Genomic DNA, 17,963 nt, shown 5'->3' with positions numbered 1-17,963 from the left:
GATATTTAGGACGCTAATGACAAAGCTCGCAGTTTGCAAGTGCGACGCAACAGGAGGAACGATGAGCGACTTGGCGATGATGGAAGGCAAAGCCGAAGGCAGCCGCGAACGCGGCATTGATCGGGTTCTCAAGCTATTGGCATATCTCAACGAAGCCGGCCGGCCGGTGCGTGTGGCGGAACTGCCCAAGGCGCTCGGCGCCCCGCGTTCGACCATCTACGAGCTGGTGCGGGTGCTGACGGACTCGGGCATGCTGGAATTCAGCGGCGACGACAACAAGGTCTATTTCGGCAAGCTGATCTACCTCTACGGCATCAACTACGTGCGCGAGAACGACCTGGTCCGGCGCGGTTCGGCCGAGGTCGACGCCTTGTCCCGCCTGACCGGGGAGACCAGCGAACTCTGCGTGCTGAACCGCAACCGACAGGCCATCGTCTATACCCATCCAGGGTCACGGCCCATGCGCATCAGTTCGCAGGCCGGTGGCCAGATCCCGCTGCCCTGGACGGCATCGGGCCGCCTGATGCTGGCCCATATGACGCCCGCCGAGATCGAGGCCCTGGTACTGCCCGAGGACCTGGTGCTGCCCGACAAGCGCTTGGTGAAGATGGAAGCTTTCGTCGCCGACTGCATTGCCGCGCGCGGCAGCCCCATTGTTGCGACAAGCGGGCTGATCAACAGCTTCACCCAATGCCTAGCGTCGCCGATCTACGGCGTCAACGGGCAAGTCCAAGCCACCATCTGCCTCGTCCTACCGATGGACATAGCCGATGAACATCGCGCGGACCTGCAGGAGATGCTGATCGCTAGCGCGCGAAAATTATCAATGGATGCCTGAGTTTAGCCTGTGAACGGCTGGTGGGGTTTTGCGACGGTGACGCGCAGGGCCTAATCCCTCCCCGACAAGGAATTCGCAGGCCAAAAACTCCAATCCAAAACACTCCAGTTTCCAGCGAACGGACCAGGCAAGATAGTGATTGACCGACCGTCACCGTCCCACGGTAAAGGCGCGCCAGCTACCAAATTCTGAGATGTCATGGGCACCGTCGAGGGCGATCGGCTCGGCGAGGAACCCTTTGGCGGTGCGACCGTCCTCGAGTTCGACACTGCCGATGGCGAGTGGCGGCGGCACATTGGCGACAAAAGCGCCAAAGGCGGCCGGGGTGAGGCGCCAGACCTCAACTTCGATGCCGACACCCGAGCCGGCGGTGACGCGCTTGAGACCGGGCTTGGCGGGACTCTGGCTGGAGAGCTCGTAGAGCCGGTAGCTGGCGCTGGTGCGGGTCGCTTCGACGAACGTGGCGCCGAGATCGATGAGTTCGCGGTTAAGCGGCATGCCACGGAGATGAGCGCCGACGACCACGAGATCGATGCCGTCAGGTTTGTCGTCCGGCTGTTGCCAGCCATCAGCCCCCGGCAGCACGCCACTGTCCCTATGAAGAGCGGCGGCGAGGCCTGCCGTCAGTCCATCACGTCCGGCGACAGCCAGCAACGTAACGCTCATAGGGCGTCCGTCGGCGCGGCGGCCTGTCGGAACGGCAATGCCGCAGAGATCGAGCAGGTTGACAAAATTGGTGTAGGTGCCGAGGCGAGAATTCTCACGGATCGGCTCGGCATCGAGTTCGGCGCGGGTGAAGTGGCGCGGCGCCGTCGGTACGCATAGGAGGTCGACCGAGGTGATCAGGGGTGCGACTTTCCGCTTGAGATCCTGAAGGGCATAGAGACCGTCGAAGGCGTCGGTGGCCGATAATGCCTTGGCGCCTGAATAGATAAGGTTCGTCACCGGATGGAAGCTGTCGGCATGATTGTCGAAGAAGTCGCGCACCGCGGCATAGCGTTCGGCCACCCAGGCGCCTTCATAAAGCAGGTCGGCGACGCGGTAGAAATGCGTGAAGGGCAGCTCGACGATGCGGTGCCCGAGAGATCGGAGACGGTCGAGGCTGGCCTCGAAGCCGGCAGCCATGACGTCGTCGCCAAAGAAGCGGCGATCTGCCTGGGCTGGTACGCCGATGACAAGCGTCGCCGGTGCCGCCAGCACTTCGATCGCGACGGCGCGGCTGTAGGCATCAGAGGGATCCGGTCGGGCAGCGACGGCAAACACCCGGTAGGCATCGGCGGCGGTCAGTGCGAAAATCGACACACAGTCGAGCGTGCGGCAGGCAGCAAGAACGCCGGTACAGGATAGGGCGCCGAAGGTTGGCTTCAGGCCGACGATGTTGTTGAGACCGGCCGGAATGCGCCCGGAGCCGGCGGTGTCGGTGCCGAGGGCGAAGCTGACGATGCCTTGCGCGGTTGCAACAGCGGAACCGGAGCTCGACCCACCCGGCACCAGCATCGGATCGATGGCGTTGATCGGCACGGGATGCGGGGTCCGGACTCCGACAAGACCGGTGGCAAACTGGTCGAGGTTGGTCTTACCGACGACAAGGGCGCCGGCTGCCTTGAGGAGCGCCACGACGGTGGCGTCGGCGACCGGCGTATGGGCAAAGTCGGGACAGGCGGCGGTGGTCGGCATGCCCGCAACGTCGATGTTGTCCTTGACGGCGAAGGGAATACCCCAGAGGGGCTTTGCTGTCGGATCGAAGGTACCGAGCGCCGCCGCCTCGGCCTTGAGGGCAGCGGGGTCGGCGAGATGAAGGAAGATGCCGGGATCGCCGACCTCGGCGATGCGATCAAAAACCCGATCGATCACGGCTTCGGGGCTGCCACCGGCGGCGTAGTAGGCGTGGAGCGCGGCGATGTCGAAAGCGGGCACGGATGTCATGAAGCGGTTTCCTCAAGAATAATGACCGGTAGCTGCCACTGGATCAGAACGACGCACCCGGAGCGGCTCCACACCGAATGCTCACTGCCTTCGGCGTTGACGATGAAACTGCCGGTGCCGTAATCGCCGGCCTCGTCGGATTGTTCGCCCTCAAGCACCAGGATGGTTTCCAGCCCGGCGTGGCGATGGCGCGGCACGCTGGCGCCAGGCCCGTAGCGCAGCAAAGCGACGCCCGGAACGCCGACCTCGAAGCGGTGGATCCAATGGATATCGACACCGTCGCGGAACCGTTCGAAGGCGAGGCCATCCCAACTTCCAGAGGCGAGAAGGCGCGTCGTTTCAGGCATCGAGCGCCTCCAGGATGGCTTCGACGCTTGCCGTCCAGCCGACGATGGCGCCCTGCGCCCGGATCATGTCGAGCGTCGCCGCCTTGAATTGAGGGAAATAGCTCTCGGTGGCGTCCTCGGCGAGCAGGCACTCATAGCCTCGATCATTGGCCTCGCGCATGGTCGTCTGGACGCAGACCTCGGTGGTGACGCCGGCAACGATCAATTGGCTCACGTGCCGCTTGTCGAGCTCGTCCTGAAGCCCCGTCGCGTAGAAGGCGCCCTTGCCTGGTTTTTCGATGACGAGTTCGCCGGGAAGCGGCGCCAGATCGTCGAGGATGGCGGTGCCGGGTTCGCCGGCGATCAGGACGCGCCCCATGGGGCCTTCGTCGCCGATGCGCAAACTGGGATTGCCGCGATTGCGCTTGGCGGCCGGCAGGTCGGAGAGATCGGACCGGTGACACTCCTGGGTATGGATCACCGGTATGCCGGCGGCCCGGCAGCCCTCGATCAGCCGTTTCACCGTCGGCACGATGGCGGACAGACGGCCGACGTCATTGCCGAGGCTTTCGCCAAAGCCGCCGGGCTCGATGAAGTCGCGTTGCATGTCGATGACGATCAGCGCCAGCTCGCCGCGTCGCAACGGAAAGGGGTAGGGAAGGGCTCGAATGTCGGTCATCAATGGTGTCCCGCCATATGGGCGCCGATCGCTGCGACATCGGCGGTCTGCGCGTTGGTCTCGTAGGTGATGCGCCCCTCGGACATGACGAGGATGCGGTCGGAAAGCTCGATAAGCTCGTCGAGATCCTCGGAGATCAGCAGCACCGCCGCGCCGGCGTTGCGGGCGCGCATGATGCGGGCGCGGATCTCGGCAACGGCCGAGAAGTCGAGCCCGAAGCAGGGGTTGGCAACAATGAGGAGGTCAACTTCGCCTGTCAGCTCACGCGCCAAAACGGCGCGCTGAACATTGCCGCCCGACAGAGCCGCGATGGGCGATGCCAGTGATGCCGTCTTGACCTTGAAGTCGGCAATGAGATCGGCAGCGTAGAGACGCATGGCCTGCTTCGATAGCTTGAAGGAACGGCCGCCGCCGGCCGTCCGATCGAAGGCACGAAAATAGAGATTTTCGGCGACGCTCATCTTCGGAGCACAGGCGTTCTGCAGTGGTTCTTCGGGAATGAAACGAACCTTGTGCTCGACCGTGTCGGCTCGGTGCGCCGCATAGGGCTTGTCGTCGACCAGGATCCGACCGGATATGAGCGGTCGCTGCCCCGCCAGCATTTCGGCGAGCTCCTTCTGACCATTGCCGGAGATACCGGCGACACCGACGATTTCACCGGCGCGGACGTCGAGGTTGGCGATTTCGACGACCTTCAGACCGGAGCGGTCGGGCGCCACTGCCTGATCGATCCTGAGCACAGAGCTGGCGCTGGGGCTGGCGGGAACCCGATCGTCAAGCTCGGCAAGCTTGACGTCGCCGATCATCATCGCCGCCATCTCGGCCGTCGAGAGATCGTCGACCCGGCCACTGCCGATCAGACGGCCGCGGCGCAGGATGGCCACCGTGTCGGCGAACTTTCGTACCTCGTGGAATTTGTGGCTGATCATCAAAACAGTGAGTTCGCCGCGCTCCGTCATGCCGCGCACCAGACCGAGCATCTCGTCGGCCTCGGCGGGCGTCAGCACGGATGTCGGTTCGTCGAGCACCAGGAAGCTGCGACCGAGATAGAGCTGCTTGACGATCTCCAGCTTCTGCTTCTGGCCGGCGGCGAGATCGCGGACTGGCCGGTCGAGCGGGATGTCGAAGGGCATGCCGGCCATGAAGTCGGCCAGCGCGCGGCGCTCTTTCGCCCAGTTGATCACCGCCGGCACCTCGGCGCGGCTGATCACCAGGTTTTCGGCCCCCGTGAGCGAGGGCACCAGCGTGAACTGCTGGTAGACCATGCCAAGCCCGTAAAGCGCCGCATCGCGCGGTGAGGCGATCTCGACCTCGCGCCCGTCGATCATCAGCGAGCCGGATGTCGGCCGGTAGAAGCCCATGATGCATTTGACCAGCGTCGACTTGCCGGCACCGTTCTCGCCGAGCAGGGCATGAAAGCCACCGGCGGGAAAGCGCAAGGACACGTCGTCGAGGGCGGTGAAGCCCCCGAAGCGCATGGTCATGCCGAAGGTCTCGACGCTCACCGCCTGGCCGGCAACGGGTAGCGGGCGATCGCGAATAACGGGCATGGTGGCGCTCCTTTGTGGATCGAGGCGGCGACGGCGTCAGCCGAGCGCGGCGATAAGCGTGTCGGACTCGGAGACGGCGCCAAACACGCCGCCCTGCATCTTGACCATTTTGACGGCCGCGAGGTGGTTGCCATGGTCGGTGGCGCCGCAGCAGTCTTCCAGCAGCAGGCACTCGAAGCCGCGATCGTTGGCTTCGCGCATGGTGGTGTGGACGCAGACATCGGTGGTGATCCCGGTCAGCACCAGGTTGTCGATGCCCTGTTGCCTCAGGATCAGCTCGAGGTCGGTGGCGCAGAACGAGCCCTTGCCCGGCTTGTCGATGATCGTCTCCCCGGGAAGCGGCGCCAGCTCGTCGATGATCTCCCAGCCGGGCTCGCCCCGCACCAGAATGCGGCCGCACGGGCCGGCGTCGCCGATGCCGGCGCCGATGCGCTGCGAGCGCCAGCGCTTGTTCTTCGGCAGGTCGGACAGGTCTGGCCGGTGTCCCTCGCGGGTGTGCAGAACGTGGTAGCCCTTGGCACGAAAGGCGGCGAGTACCAGGGAAATCGGTTCGATCGGCGCCCGGGTCAGCGACAGGTCGTAACCCATGGTGTCGACGTAGCCACCCTTGCCGCAGAAATCGGTCTGCATGTCGATGATGATAAGAGCGGTATTTTCCGGTCGAAGATCACCGTTGTAGGGCCAGGGATAGGGATCGGCGGCGAGGGTGCGGGGCGTTGCGGTCATTTCGGGTTTCTCCGAACGGTCAAAGGGGTCTCCTCGCGGAACGGCGATGGCGTGCGGCAAAGGCCGTTCATCCTGCGCTCCTTCGGCGGGGGTTACTTGGTGAGCGACAGGGCACCCGGCATGCCGGGCACCGGCCGGTTCGGCGAGGAGGTGGCAATCATTATGATCAGCGTCAGCGCATAGGGAGCGGCGTAGAACAGATAGTAACCCGAGGTGACGCCGACCGACTGCAAGGCTGGGCCAAGAGCCCCGGCGCCGCCGAACAGCAGGGCGGCGAGGAAGCAACCGATCGGGTTCCAGCGGGCGAAGATGACAAGAGCTACGGCCATCAGCCCCTGACCGGAGGAGATGCGCTCGTTCCAGGCGCCGGGGTAGTAAAGCGACAGGTAGGCGCCGCCGACGGCTGCCAGCGCCCCACCGACGGCGGTGGCGACAAGGCGCACCAGATCGGGGTTGATGCCCATGGCGCGCGCCGCGTCGGTCGAATCGCCGACAACGCGCAGAGTGAGGCCGATGCGGGTGTCGGCGAGCACCCAACGCAAGGCGAAGGCCAGCGCCACGCCGGCGAGAAACAGCACGTTGATGTCGAGCGCGGCCCGGATCTGCGGCATATCGGACCAAAAGCCGAGAGGCACCGAAGGCAGGTGGGGCGCTGCCGGCTGGATGTAAGGCTTGCCGAGGAAGAAGGCGAGGCCGAGGCCGAACTGCATCATGGCGATGCCGATGGCGATATCGTTGACCTTCGGCCAGCGGCAGATGAAGCCGTGCACGAGGCCGAATATCGCGCCGGCCACCATGGCGCCGGCGACGCCGAGCCAGGGCGAGCCGGTTATGACGGCGATCGCGTAGGCGGTCATGGCGCCGAACACCAGCGTGCCCTCGAGGCCCAGGTTGATGCGGCCGGACCGCTCGGTGATCGTCTCGCCGAGGCTGACGAAGATGAAGGGCGTCGATACCCGGATGGCGCCGGCGAGGATGGCGAGGGGCACGCCCCAGAGGCCGATGGCGGTGCTGTCCATCAGGAGTTCCTCTTCCACAGTTCGGGGTTGAACAGTTTGAACCGGCCATAGAGGGTTTCGCAGGCCAGAATGACCACGAACAGCGTTCCCTGCAGCACCAGCACAGTGGCATCGGGCAGGCCCATGCGTCGCTGGATCAGGCCGCCCGAGGCGTTGATGCCGCCGATCAGGATGGCGACCGGGATGATGGCCAGCGGATTGTGGCGGGCGAGGAAGGCGACAAGGATGCCGGTGTAGCCGTAGCCGGCGATGATGGCCCCGTTGGCGCTGCCCTGGACGGCGGCCACTTCGATCATGCCGGCGAGGCCGGCGCAGCCGCCGGCCAGCGCCGTGAAGCTGACGATCAGACGTCCGACCGGCAACCCCTGCACCTCTGCCGCCCGGGTATTGCCACCGGCGATCCGGGCGGCGAAGCCCCAGGTCGTGGTCTCGATCAGCAGGTAGGTGAGGACGCAGGCAGCGATGCCGATGGCAAAGCCCCAGTGAACGTCCATGCCGGGCAACGAGCCGATCATGTAGTCGGCTGGCAACGGCGGGGTCGACGGCTTGTTGAGGCTGGCCGGATCGCGCAGTGGCCCCTCGACCAGTTGGTTCATGACGGCGATGGCGATGTAGGACATCAGCAGCGACGAGATGGTCTCGTTGACGCCGCGATAATGGCGCAGCGCGCCGACGCAGCCGATCCATACGCCGCCGGCCAGCATGGCGGCGAGCGCCATGCCGACGAGGGTGGGAAACGGCGGCAGCAGATGGGTCAGCGGCAGGGCGGCGGCCGCCGCCGCGACCCCACCGAGGGCAAGGGCCCCCTCGCCGCCGATGACGACCAGGCCGAGCCGGGCCGGCAGCGCGACGCAGAGGGCGGTCAGCAGCAGCGGCGCTGCCCGGCTGAAGCTGTTCTGGATGGAAAACCAACTGGCGAAGCCACCGGTATACATCAATTGAAACAGCATCAGCGGCGACTTGCCGAGCGCCAGGATGAACAGCGAGAACAGCACGAGGCCGATCAGGATGGCGCCGAGACCGATGACCACCGGCTCAAGGCGCCGGGCGGTCCATTCGGCGAGAGGCCCGGTCCAGGAGCCAGAAGCTGGGATGACAGCCTCGTCGACGTGGTCCATTCCAATCGTCATCGCGCTCTCCGTTCAACATGTCTCGGGGCTTTGGCTTGAACCTCAGGAGGCCGAGCCGATGACGCCATCGACGAGATAGGCCATGCTCTCGAGCTCGATGGCATCCTCAGGATAGGCGGCGCCGGCGGCGATGACCTCGTTGCCCTTGTTGTCCTTGAGCGGCCCTTTGAAGACGGAAAATTTGGTCTTCATGATCTCGGCGAGCGTCGCCTCGAACTTGTTGCGCGCCTCAGTGGACACGGCCGGGCCAAGCGGGCTCATCTTGACGAAACCGTCCTTCAGGCCGCCGCGCACGAAGTTGCCGAGCTTCTCGCCGGCCAACGCCTTCTTGGCGAAATCGGTGTAGACATTGCCCCAGGCCCACTCGGCGCCTGTGAGATATTTATCCGGCGCAAGCGGTGCCTGGTTGGCGTGATAGCCGCAGACGAACGCGCCGCGGCCGGCGGCGGTCTGCACCGCTACCTTTGGGCTGTCGACGTGGCAGGTGATGACGTCGGCGCCCTGATCGACCAGCGCGTTGACGGCTTCGGCTTCCTTGACGGCGAGCGACCATTCGCCTGTGAAGATCACCTGACATGTTATAGCGGGATCGACCGAGCGTGCACCGAGCAGGAAGGCATTGATGTTCTGCAGCACCTGCGGGATCGGCTTGGCGGCAACGAAGCCGATCTTCTTGGACTTGGTTGCGTAGCCGGCGGCGATGCCGTTGAGATACTGGCCCTGATGGATATAGCCGAAATAGGAACCGACGTTCTCGGGATGCTTGCCCGCCTGCCAGAGACCGCCGCAATGACGGAACTGAATATCGGGATGTTTGGCTGCGACGGCGAGAACATGCGGGTCGAAGTAACCGAAGGATGTTGGAAACAGCAGCGTGGCGCCATCAAGGTTGATCATCGATTCCATCGTCTTCTGGACGTCGACGGTCTCGGGCACGTTCTCCTCCTCGACGACGGTGATACCGTCGAGGGCCTTGATGACGGCGGCGCCCTCGGCGTGAGCCTGGTTGTAGCCGTAGTCGTCCTTGGGCCCGACGTAGATGAAGCCGACCGTCAGGCCGCCAGCGGCGAGAGCGCGTCCGGAAACAAGGCCCGGAACCGCGCCGAAGAGCAAACCGGCGCTGGTGGTTTTGAGAAAACGACGTCGGTTGAGGGATAGGCGATCGAACATGAGCAGGCACTCCCAGGTCACGGTTCAAGCGAACGAAGAAGTGTATGCAACTGACATGCCATCATATAAGTGTTTGTTTGTAGGCAATTATATCAAGCATGACCACCATGTGAGATGAAAGTGCATGCAATTTTAACCCGCTTAGCTCATTTTATAATCGATGCTCGCATCAGGTGCCCTGTGACGCATTCCGCTGAAAGCTCGGCGATCCTGAACGGCGCTCCCCAAAAAATTACAAATATATAACAATGGTTTGATCGGGCATTTGACATCTCCTTCGTCACTCATCATGTGTATGCAGATAAGGAGATTCGCTGTGAAGCAGGCGCGGAGTCGCGAAGTAGTTCGGTCTGGGACGACCGTGGAGCACATGGTGCGGGCCATCTCCGGCCTGATCGTTACCGGTAGCCTCAAGCCCGGCGAAAAGCTGGATGAGGGATCGCTCGCGAGCCGCTTCGACGTGTCGCGCACACCGGTGCGCGAGGCTCTGCGTCAACTCGGAGCCATGGGCCTTGTCAAGCGCGAGCCAAACCGTAGCGCGGTGGTCACAACGGTGGATGCGAACCACCTCAACTCCATGTTCGAGGCGATGGCGGAATTGGAAGGCATTTGCGCGCGCCTTGCCGCCTTGCGCATGACGATTGACGAACGGCGCAACGTCGAGGCAGAGCACAGGGCGTCGCATCGGCTGATCCAGGATGGTGCCGAGGAGGACTACGCAGCCTACAACACGCGCTTTCACACGGCGCTCTATCTCGGCGCTCACAACGAACATATCTATGATCTGGTAACCCAGACGCGGGCGCGTCTTGCCCCTTTCCGGCGCGCCCAGTTCCATTTGCCCGGCCGTCTCGTCCGCTCGTTCGAAGAGCATGACGCAATCGTCACGGCCATCATGCGGGCCGATGCAGCGGCCGCCGGCAACGCCGCCTATGCCCATGTGTCAATCGTTCGCACGGCGGCGGCGAGCGTCGTTGCCAACCCTCAGGTGTTTGCCGATCTCTAGATAAAATGATGTCGGGAACGCCGATTGGCCATGGCGACCGCCTCATTGCCAGCGTGCCCGCCATTCGCCGTTGGAATCTCTTCGATTCCCCTCATCGAACCACCCGACGCCTAGATATCGTAGACCTGAGGTGCGGTGAGGGACGACACGAAGCGCTTGGTGCGCTCTTGCGCTGGGTCGGTAAAGATCTGTCGCGCCGGTCCGGTCTCAACGACGACGCTCGCCTCCAGGAAGACGACGTTCTGGGCTATGCGGGAAGCGAGCCGGAGATCGTGCGTGGCAATCACCATGGTCGTGCCCTCGGCAGCTAGCCGGCTCAGCACGTCGACCACCTCGAGCGCCAACTCCGGGTCGAGAGCGGAGGTCGGCTCGTCGCAGAGCAGCACGCGCGGCGACATGGCAAGCGCCCGAGCGATGGCCACGCGCTGTTGCTGGCCACCCGACAGCGTCGCCGGCCAAGCGTCTGCCTTGTGCGACAAGCCGACCTTCTCGAGCAGCTCGCCAGCTCGCTGCCGCGCCTTGTCCTTCGGCCATTTCAGCACCGTGAGCGGTCCTTCCATGACGTTCTCAATGGCGGTGCGATGGGGAAATAGCTGGAAGTTCTGGAACACCATGCCGGTCTGGCGGCGGATGGATTGGATGGCCGGCCAACCAGGCCGGTGGCCCGGCCGGAAGGTCAGGCTCTCGCCGCCAAGGATAAGCGTGCCGGAAGTTGGGATCTCCAGCAGGTTGATGCAGCGCAGCAGCGTACTCTTGCCACCGCCCGACGGACCGACCAGCGCCGTCACCGTGCCCTCGGCGATGGTGACGTTGATGTCGGCGAGCACGGTAGTATCGCTGAAGCGCTTGACGATATTCCTGAGTTCGATCACGGGTTCGCCTCCAGGCTACCGCCATAGCGGCCGAAGCGGTGTTCGAGTCGCTGTTGCAGATGGGACAGCACCGAACTCAGCGCGAGGTAGATGAAGGCCGCCTCGATATAGAGGATCAGCGGCTCGTAGGTGGTGGCGACGATGCGCTGGGCGGCCTGGAACAGCTCGGGCACTGTGATGGCGGCGGCGAGTGAAGTATCTTTGACCAGCGAGATGAAGCTGTTGGACAGCGGCGGCACGGCGATCTTGGTGGCCTGTGGCAGGATGGTGCGGATCAGGCACTGCCGCCAGCTCATGCCAATGGAATAGGCCGCTTCCCATTGCCCCTTGGGCACGGCGGAAATCACCGCGCGGATGATCTCAGAGCTATAGGCGCCGACGTTGAGCGTGAAGCCGATCAGCGCCGCCGGAAAGGCGTCGAGATAGATGCCAAGGCTCGGCAGACCGTAGAAGATCACGAACAGCTGCACGAGCAGCGGCGTGCCACGGAACACCCAGACAAAGAAGCGGGCCAGAAGGGCGAGCGGCAGCGGCCCGAACAGCCGCACCAGCGCCGTTATGAGGGCGAGCCCAAGGCCAAGGGCGAAGGACAGAAGGGTGAGCGGGATGGTGAAGACGAGCCCGGCCCAGAGCAGGGAGGGCAGTGACTCCGCCATGAGATGAAGCCAGGACGGCACCTCGGGACTCCTCGGGACGTGAGCAACGCGTTGAAGCGCCGGAGCGGCGGGCAGCCACCCCGGCGAATTCAGGACGATTGCAACTGAAAATGCAACGCCGTCATACGGCCCTGATTGGCGGATGGATTATTTCGACACGTCCTGTCCGAAATACTTGTCGGCGATCTTCTGATAGGTGCCTTCGGCCCTGATGTCGTCGAGCGCCTTGTCGATGGCGGCAACCAGTTCCGCCTGACCCTTGCGCACGATGATGCCGGAGGCGTCGGCGTCTTCCTTCTGGGCGGCGATCTTCACCGGTGCGTCGGGCTTGTGCTTCTTGAAGTCCAGGAAGGACAGGCTGTCGTTGATGGTGGCGTCGGCGCGCTTGGTCAGCACCAGCTGGATCGACTCGTCGAAGCCGGTGGTCCCGACCAGTTCAGCCCCCGCCGCGGTGGCCAGCGCGCCGAAGTTGCTGGTCAGCGACTGGGCCGATTTCTTGCCCTTGAGATCGCTGAAGCCCTTGATGCTCTCGTCGTCAGAACGGATGATCAGCACCGCCTTGGAGACGATATAGGGCTTGGAGAAATCGTATTTCTCCTTGCGCTTGTCGGTGATGCCGACCTGATTGATGACGGTGTCGTAGCGGTTGGCGTCAAGGCCGGCGATCAGGCCGTCCCACTTGCCCTCGATGAACTCCGGCTTGACGCCGAGCTTTCCAGCGATCGCCTCGCCGATCTCGACATCGAAGCCAACCAGCTTGCCGCTCTCGTCGTGGTAGGTGAAAGGCGCGTAGGTACCTTCGGTGCCGATACGCAGCACGCCGGCCGTCTTGACGGCGGCGAGGTCGTCAGCCGCCACGGCTGCACCGGCGAACACGAGATTAACGGCGGCGGCAGCCGCCCACAGTCGAACAGATTTCATCGTCTTCAGGCTCCGGATATGGAGTAAAATTATTCCGATTGCCTATCCTCGCATCAATTCCGCCGGCGGTATGGGCAGGAAATGGGCGAAATTTCACGACGATGTAGAATTTTTTTCCAAAGAAGGCGGAGGGGAGACGGTGCCCGTCGTCATCGGGGCCGCACCCGATGAGAAGCTGCCGACCAGCGTCAGACGATCTGCCTGGGCGAGGTCGATATAGCACGGGAGGCCAGCGCAACCCCGGCTGCGAGGGCGTCATTGAGACCCCGTTTGTCAGCCATGGCCCGCAGGAAGCCGGCGTTGAAGATGTCGCCCGCTCCGATGGTGTCGATCACTTTGACCTTAGGCGACGCCGCGTGGTGGTGCTTACCGTTCTGCCAGCCATCAGCACCGTCGGGCCCGCGCTTTATGACGACAATGCTGCCGAGTGGCATCGCCGCCGCAAGATCGTGAGCCGCAGCGGCGACCTCAGCTTGACCGGAGAGCGAAGTTGCCTCGATCTCGTTGATGACAAGACATTCGCAATGCCGCAGCCATTCGCGCATCGTCGCCTTGACGTCGTCCGTCCAGCCCTCAGGTGGCCAGCCTGGATCGAGCGCGACGCGGGCGTCGAGCCGCTTCAGTTGCGATAATAGCTCGGACTGGGCGGTGGCGATGCGTGGACACAGGAAGGAGCCGGCGCACAATACCCAGTCCCCCGGCTGCACCTCGGCCGACAGCCGGGCCGTCACCTCTGCGGGTTCCCAAAGCGCAAGATGGCCGGCGGACGTCAGGAAGGTACGCTCGCCGCTCGGATCGACGATACCGACGGAAATGGTGGTCGGCGCCGCCACCGGCGTGCCGGGCAGCGAGTCGGACCCCAGTTGCTGCGCCAGCCAAGTGCCGAACACGTCGTCGCCGCGCGCGGCGATGAGGTTGCAGCGCGCGCCGATCGCTTTCAGTGCCAGCGCCGTATTGCCGGCCGAACCGCCGAGACGCAGTTCGGAATGCGGCAGAACTACCTCAGTACCGATCGCCGGCCAGGCGGGCAGCGTGCCCATGATCAGGTCGACGTTGAGGTTGCCGACGACGTGGATCGTCGGCATAGCGCACTCTTCTGTCATACCGTCACCTTGCTCGAGCGCACCGGTACGCCGATGTTTTCGGCGGTGAGCAGCGCCGTTGCCACCACCATCTCCTGCAGCGCGTAGAGCGCGGCGACGCAGGCGGCGAGGCCTTCCGCCCGTCCGAGCGTGACGGTGACCGTTCCAGCAATGGCCGGTTCGCCGCTGGCGTCGAGGACGATGGTGGACGCGCCGGCTTCGACAGCTGCCCTGGCCAGGGCAGGAATCTTGTCCTTGTCGGGACCGGCGCCGCGCAGCAACACGACGGCCGCGCCCGGCCGCAGGAACTCGGTCGGACCGTGGCGGAACTGGCCACCCTCAAGGGCGATCGCCGGCCGGCGGGCCAGCTCCATGGTGGCAAGCGCGCCGCCCTCGGCGATGCCCTGCAGGGCATGCTGGGCAACGAATACGGTAATGTCGCTGGCCGCCAGTGTCCGGGCGAGGTCGGCCGGCAGGATGACGGCCGGCTTGGCGATCTCGGCCTTGACCGCCGTCGCCGGAACACCGAGCGCGTCGAGCAGGGCGGCATGCAGGACAACGGTGAGGAGCGTGCTGCGGGTGGCGGCGTAGGCAACCTCCGGACCACCAACGGCAACCAGCGACGGGATCGCCTTGGCGAGTGGGCTGTCGCCGTCGAGGGTCATACCGAACCGCTGCTCTTCGCCGGCTGGCCGGCCAAGCAGTTCGATGATCTCACCGGAGCCACCCGACTGCGATACCAGCAATGCGGTGCGCGGGCTTGATGGCAACGGCGCCAGCAGCGCTTCCGAGGCGACCAGCGTGCGCGCATCAATGCCGAGACCGCGATACAGCACCTCGGCGGCGCGGTTGACGTTGTGCGAGCCGCCCATGCCGTAAAGGACCAGCCGGCCGGTGGCGCGGATGCTCTTGGCGATCTCCAGGGCGAGCGGACGAACGGCGGCGAGCGTGGCGACGGCGTCGTCGCGCTGGCGGGCCATCTCGCGCTTCAAAAGCACGAGGCCGGGTTTGTCGGAAGTGCTCATTGTCGAATGTCCTTCAGTCATGCGTGAAACGGAGATTGGCCGTCGAGGCGGAGGCCGCTCGCCGCGTCGAAAACGTGGGCGCGGCCGGGTGCGATGCCGAGCCGGACGGAGCTGCCGGGCGGGGCGGTGAGACGGCCGCGAAACAGCGAGGTGAATTTCTGGCTGCCCCAGCGGGCCAGCATCTGGGTTTCCGAACCGGTTGGCTCGAGCACGTCGACCGTGGCGTCGACGCCGTCGTCGGTGAGGATGAAATCATCCGGACGAACGCCGTAGACCACGTCACGCCCCTCGAGATCGCCTCGCGCGGCGAACGGTAGCTTGAGGCCATCGCTGGAGACGAATTGTCCGTCACGATAACAGCCGCGGAAGAAGGCCATGCCGTTCGAACCAAGAAATCCGGCGACGAACAGGTTGACCGGGTGGTCGTAGAGATCGAGCGGGCTGCCGATCTGCTCGACCTTGCCGTCGCGCAGCACGACGATGCGGTCGGCCATAGTCATCGCCTCGATCTGGTCGTGCGTCACGTAGATCATGGTGGTGGCGAGCCGGTGATGTAGTGCCTTGATCTCGCCGCGCATCTGCACCCGCAGCTTGGCATCGAGGTTGCTGAGCGGTTCATCGAACAGGAAAACCTTGGGGTTGCGGACGATGGCGCGACCCATGGCGACACGCTGACGCTGGCCGCCGGACAGTTGCTTGGGATAGCGGCTGAGCAACTGTTCGATCTCGAGGATGGCGGCGGCCTCATGGACGTGCCGCTCGACCTCGGCCTTGGCGACCCCGCGCTGAACCAGCGAGAAGGCCATGTTGGCAGCCACCGTCATATGCGGGTAGAGCGCGTAGTTCTGGAACACCATGGCGATATCGCGGTCCTTGGGCTCGACATCGTTGACGCGGCGTTCGCCGATGGCGAGCGTGCCGCTGTCGATGGTCTCAAGGCCGGCGATGATGCGGAGCAGCGTCGACTTGCCGCATCCTGACGGTCCAACCAGAATCACGAACTCGCCGTCGGCGATTTCGACGGAAACGTCCTTGATGACCGGATGGCTTCCAAAGGACTTGTTGACTGACGCGATGCTGACGGAAGCCATCGTTATTTCCTTTTCATATCCCGAAGGAAGGTCGGCGGCTGAACAGTCCGCCGTACCGCCTCATCCCTTGAGGCCGGTGTAGGCCAAACCTTCGATGAACTGTTTCTGGGCGATCACGAACACCACCAGCACCGGAATGGCGGTGAGCGAGGCCGCTGCCAGCTGGATGTTCCACATCGGTCCGCCGTAGGCGTCGACGAACTGTGTCAACGCCTGCGGCAGGGTGAACTTGTCGGGCGAGGACAGGAAGACGATCGGCTCGAGGTAGAGGTTCCAGCTGTAGAGGAAGGTGAAAATGCCCACGGCGGCGAGCGCCGGTTTGGCTAGTGGCAGGGCGATGCGGCGATAGATCGCAAAACGGCCGAGTCCATCGATGCGGGCGGCATCCTCGAGTTCATGCGGCAGGCCGGAGAAGAACTGGCGCATGATGAAGGTCTGAAGCGCGCTCGGCGCGCCGAGCATCGGCACCAGGATCAGCGGCCAGTGGGTGTTGACGGCGCCGACGTCGAGGAACATCTGGAACAGCGGCACGATCGTCACCTCCGAGGGGATCAGCAGGCCTGTCAGGACCAGCATGAACAGGAGGTTGGCGCCGGGAAAGCGGATGCGGGCGAAGGCGTAGCCGGCCAGTGACGAGAAGGCGAGCGTACCGGCGGTCACCGCCACGGCGATGTAGAGGCTGTTGAAATACTGCCGGGCGAACGGCTGCAGCTCGAAGACGCGGCCGTAGGCGTCGGTGACGAACTGGCGAGGCAACAGCGTCGGCGGGAAGGCGAAGATCTCAGATACCGGCTTGAACGACGAGGTGATCATCCACCAGGTCGGAAATAGGAATGGGATGCACAGCACCGCCATCAGCGCGTAGAGGGCGAGGGCGAGACGGGAGCGGGACTTAATCATTGTCGTAGACCCAAGCCTTGCGCAGCGACCACTGCAGGTAGGTGAGCGCGCCGACGATCAGCAGCAACAGCATGGCGAGGCTGGCGCCGTAGCCGAAGAAGTGGAACTGGAAAGCCTGCTGGTAGAGATAGTAGACGAGCACCGTCGTCGACGTTCCTGGCCCACCCTCGGTCAGGACGGCGATCTGGGCGAACACCTGCAACGAGCCGGCGACGGTGATGATCGAGGTGAGCAACACCGTTGGGCTAATCAGCGGCACGGTGATCTTGAAGAACTGGGTCCAGCGGCTGGCGCCGTCGACACGGGCCGCCTCGTAGAGTTCCTGCGGCACGTTCTGCAGCGCCGCCAGGAACAGCACCATGTTGAGGCCGACGTTCTTGACTACCTGGACGACGATCACCGACGTCATGGCGGTGGTCGGCCCGCGCAGCCAGTTGGGTCCATCGATCGACAGCATCCGCAGCACCGCGTTGATGCCGCCGTCCTGCTGCAGCAGGAAGCGCCAGACGATCGCCCAGGCGACCAGCGAAACCACCACCGGCGAGAAGAAGATGGTCCGGAACACGACGGTGCCGGCAAGCTTCTGGTTGAGCAGCACGGCGAGCAGCAGCGCCAGCGACAGGTTGAACAGGACGAGACCGACCGAGAAGCAGGCCGACGCCCAGAGCACACCGGGCAAGGCCGGGTCGGTGGCGAGCTTTTCGTAATTGCCGAGACCGACGAACGAGAAGGTGCCGGCGAGGACGTTCCATTCGTTGAGACTGTACCAGGCCATCAGTGCCAAGGGGGCCAGCACGAAGACGGTAAGGCCCGTGATCTGCGGCAGGATGAACAGATAGCCGGTGAAATGGTCGCGCCGCGCCGGTGTCCACCAGGAACGGCGGACGTCCGGTGAGATCGACGGCAGAGGATGGTCCTGGGCCAATTGCGCTTCCTCGAGACACCGGCGACATCGCCATTGCGGCGGCATCGGTCCGGCGTCGTCCAGCGGGACTAGGGGGAGAGACCCGGGCGGAGGTCTTGGGACTCCGCCCGGGGATCGTCGA

General features: G+C 64.3%; 18 protein-coding genes. 2 read left to right on the top strand and 16 right to left on the bottom strand.

The window, feature by feature from the left end; genetic code table 11:
* Window positions 1-61 precede the first annotated feature (61 nt).
* Complete coding sequence (locus tag AB6N07_RS21765) at window positions 62-838, top strand: IclR family transcriptional regulator (RefSeq protein ID WP_370675146.1); 777 nt, start codon at window positions 62-64, stop codon at window positions 836-838.
* Between the two features lie 150 nt (window positions 839-988).
* Here AB6N07_RS21765 and atzF read toward each other — a convergent pair whose 3' ends face one another.
* The 8 genes from atzF to AB6N07_RS21725 all read right to left on the bottom strand — a co-directional run bounded on the left by atzF (window position 989) and on the right by AB6N07_RS21725 (window position 9,364).
* On the bottom strand, window positions 989-2,764 hold the full coding sequence (gene atzF, locus AB6N07_RS21760; RefSeq protein ID WP_370675145.1) for an allophanate hydrolase: 1,776 nt from the start codon (window positions 2,762-2,764) through the stop codon (window positions 989-991).
* On the bottom strand, window positions 2,761-3,111 hold the full coding sequence (locus AB6N07_RS21755; RefSeq protein WP_370675144.1) for a cupin domain-containing protein: 351 nt from the start codon (window positions 3,109-3,111) through the stop codon (window positions 2,761-2,763). Before AB6N07_RS21755 ends, atzF begins: the two co-directional genes overlap by 4 nt.
* Window positions 3,104-3,769: a cysteine hydrolase family protein gene (locus AB6N07_RS21750; RefSeq protein WP_370675143.1), complete on the bottom strand. Its 666-nt coding sequence runs from the start codon at window positions 3,767-3,769 to the stop codon at window positions 3,104-3,106. The genes AB6N07_RS21755 and AB6N07_RS21750 overlap by 8 nt, the downstream gene beginning before the upstream one ends.
* The gene (locus tag AB6N07_RS21745) at window positions 3,769-5,319 is read right to left on the bottom strand and encodes an ABC transporter ATP-binding protein (RefSeq protein WP_370675142.1); all 1,551 of its coding nucleotides are present in this window, start codon (window positions 5,317-5,319) and stop codon (window positions 3,769-3,771) included. Before AB6N07_RS21745 ends, AB6N07_RS21750 begins: the two co-directional genes overlap by 1 nt.
* 36 nt (window positions 5,320-5,355) lie before the next feature.
* Complete coding sequence (locus tag AB6N07_RS21740) at window positions 5,356-6,045, bottom strand: cysteine hydrolase family protein (RefSeq protein WP_370675141.1); 690 nt, start codon at window positions 6,043-6,045, stop codon at window positions 5,356-5,358.
* 92 nt (window positions 6,046-6,137) lie between these two features.
* Window positions 6,138-7,064: an ABC transporter permease gene (locus tag AB6N07_RS21735; RefSeq protein WP_370675140.1), complete on the bottom strand. Its 927-nt coding sequence runs from the start codon at window positions 7,062-7,064 to the stop codon at window positions 6,138-6,140.
* On the bottom strand, window positions 7,064-8,182 hold the full coding sequence (locus AB6N07_RS21730; protein WP_370678298.1) for an ABC transporter permease: 1,119 nt from the start codon (window positions 8,180-8,182) through the stop codon (window positions 7,064-7,066). The genes AB6N07_RS21735 and AB6N07_RS21730 overlap by 1 nt, the downstream gene beginning before the upstream one ends.
* Window positions 8,183-8,236: 54 nt before the next feature.
* Window positions 8,237-9,364 carry a BMP family ABC transporter substrate-binding protein gene (locus AB6N07_RS21725; RefSeq protein WP_370675139.1) on the bottom strand — a complete coding sequence of 376 codons (1,128 nt, stop codon included), beginning with the start codon at window positions 9,362-9,364 and terminating at the stop codon, window positions 8,237-8,239.
* A gap of 316 nt (window positions 9,365-9,680) precedes the next feature.
* On the opposite strand from AB6N07_RS21725, the gene AB6N07_RS21720 reads away from it, so the two are divergent.
* On the top strand, window positions 9,681-10,370 hold the full coding sequence (locus AB6N07_RS21720; protein ID WP_370675138.1) for a GntR family transcriptional regulator: 690 nt from the start codon (window positions 9,681-9,683) through the stop codon (window positions 10,368-10,370).
* A gap of 110 nt (window positions 10,371-10,480) precedes the next feature.
* Here AB6N07_RS21720 and AB6N07_RS21715 read toward each other — a convergent pair whose 3' ends face one another.
* The 8 genes from AB6N07_RS21715 to AB6N07_RS21680 all read right to left on the bottom strand — a co-directional run bounded on the left by AB6N07_RS21715 (window position 10,481) and on the right by AB6N07_RS21680 (window position 17,842).
* Window positions 10,481-11,242: an amino acid ABC transporter ATP-binding protein gene (locus AB6N07_RS21715; protein WP_370675137.1), complete on the bottom strand. Its 762-nt coding sequence runs from the start codon at window positions 11,240-11,242 to the stop codon at window positions 10,481-10,483.
* Window positions 11,239-11,919 carry an amino acid ABC transporter permease gene (locus AB6N07_RS21710; RefSeq protein WP_370675136.1) on the bottom strand — a complete coding sequence of 227 codons (681 nt, stop codon included), beginning with the start codon at window positions 11,917-11,919 and terminating at the stop codon, window positions 11,239-11,241. Before AB6N07_RS21710 ends, AB6N07_RS21715 begins: the two co-directional genes overlap by 4 nt.
* A gap of 126 nt (window positions 11,920-12,045) precedes the next feature.
* A complete protein-coding gene (locus AB6N07_RS21705; protein WP_370675135.1) occupies window positions 12,046-12,819 on the bottom strand; it encodes an amino acid ABC transporter substrate-binding protein in 774 nt (257 codons plus the stop codon).
* Window positions 12,820-13,007: 188 nt separating this feature from the next.
* Window positions 13,008-13,904 (bottom strand): carbohydrate kinase family protein, encoded by an 897-nt coding sequence (locus AB6N07_RS21700; RefSeq protein WP_370675134.1) that lies wholly within the window; start codon window positions 13,902-13,904, stop codon window positions 13,008-13,010.
* A gap of 14 nt (window positions 13,905-13,918) precedes the next feature.
* Complete coding sequence (locus tag AB6N07_RS21695; protein ID WP_370675133.1) at window positions 13,919-14,926, bottom strand: SIS domain-containing protein; 1,008 nt, start codon at window positions 14,924-14,926, stop codon at window positions 13,919-13,921.
* 17 nt (window positions 14,927-14,943) lie between these two features.
* The gene (locus AB6N07_RS21690; protein WP_370675132.1) at window positions 14,944-16,017 is read right to left on the bottom strand and encodes an ABC transporter ATP-binding protein; all 1,074 of its coding nucleotides are present in this window, start codon (window positions 16,015-16,017) and stop codon (window positions 14,944-14,946) included.
* Between the two features lie 60 nt (window positions 16,018-16,077).
* A complete protein-coding gene (locus AB6N07_RS21685; RefSeq protein ID WP_370675131.1) occupies window positions 16,078-16,917 on the bottom strand; it encodes a carbohydrate ABC transporter permease in 840 nt (279 codons plus the stop codon).
* Window positions 16,910-17,842, bottom strand: a complete 933-nt coding sequence (locus AB6N07_RS21680; protein WP_370675130.1) for a carbohydrate ABC transporter permease — start codon at window positions 17,840-17,842, stop codon at window positions 16,910-16,912. Before AB6N07_RS21680 ends, AB6N07_RS21685 begins: the two co-directional genes overlap by 8 nt.
* Window positions 17,843-17,963 lie beyond the last annotated feature (121 nt).

Source organism: Pleomorphomonas sp. PLEO (assembly GCF_041320595.1).
Classification (GTDB): domain Bacteria; phylum Pseudomonadota; class Alphaproteobacteria; order Rhizobiales; family Pleomorphomonadaceae; genus Pleomorphomonas.
Note: the sequence above shows the minus strand (reverse complement) of the source record. Positions and strands in the feature narration are given on the sequence as shown.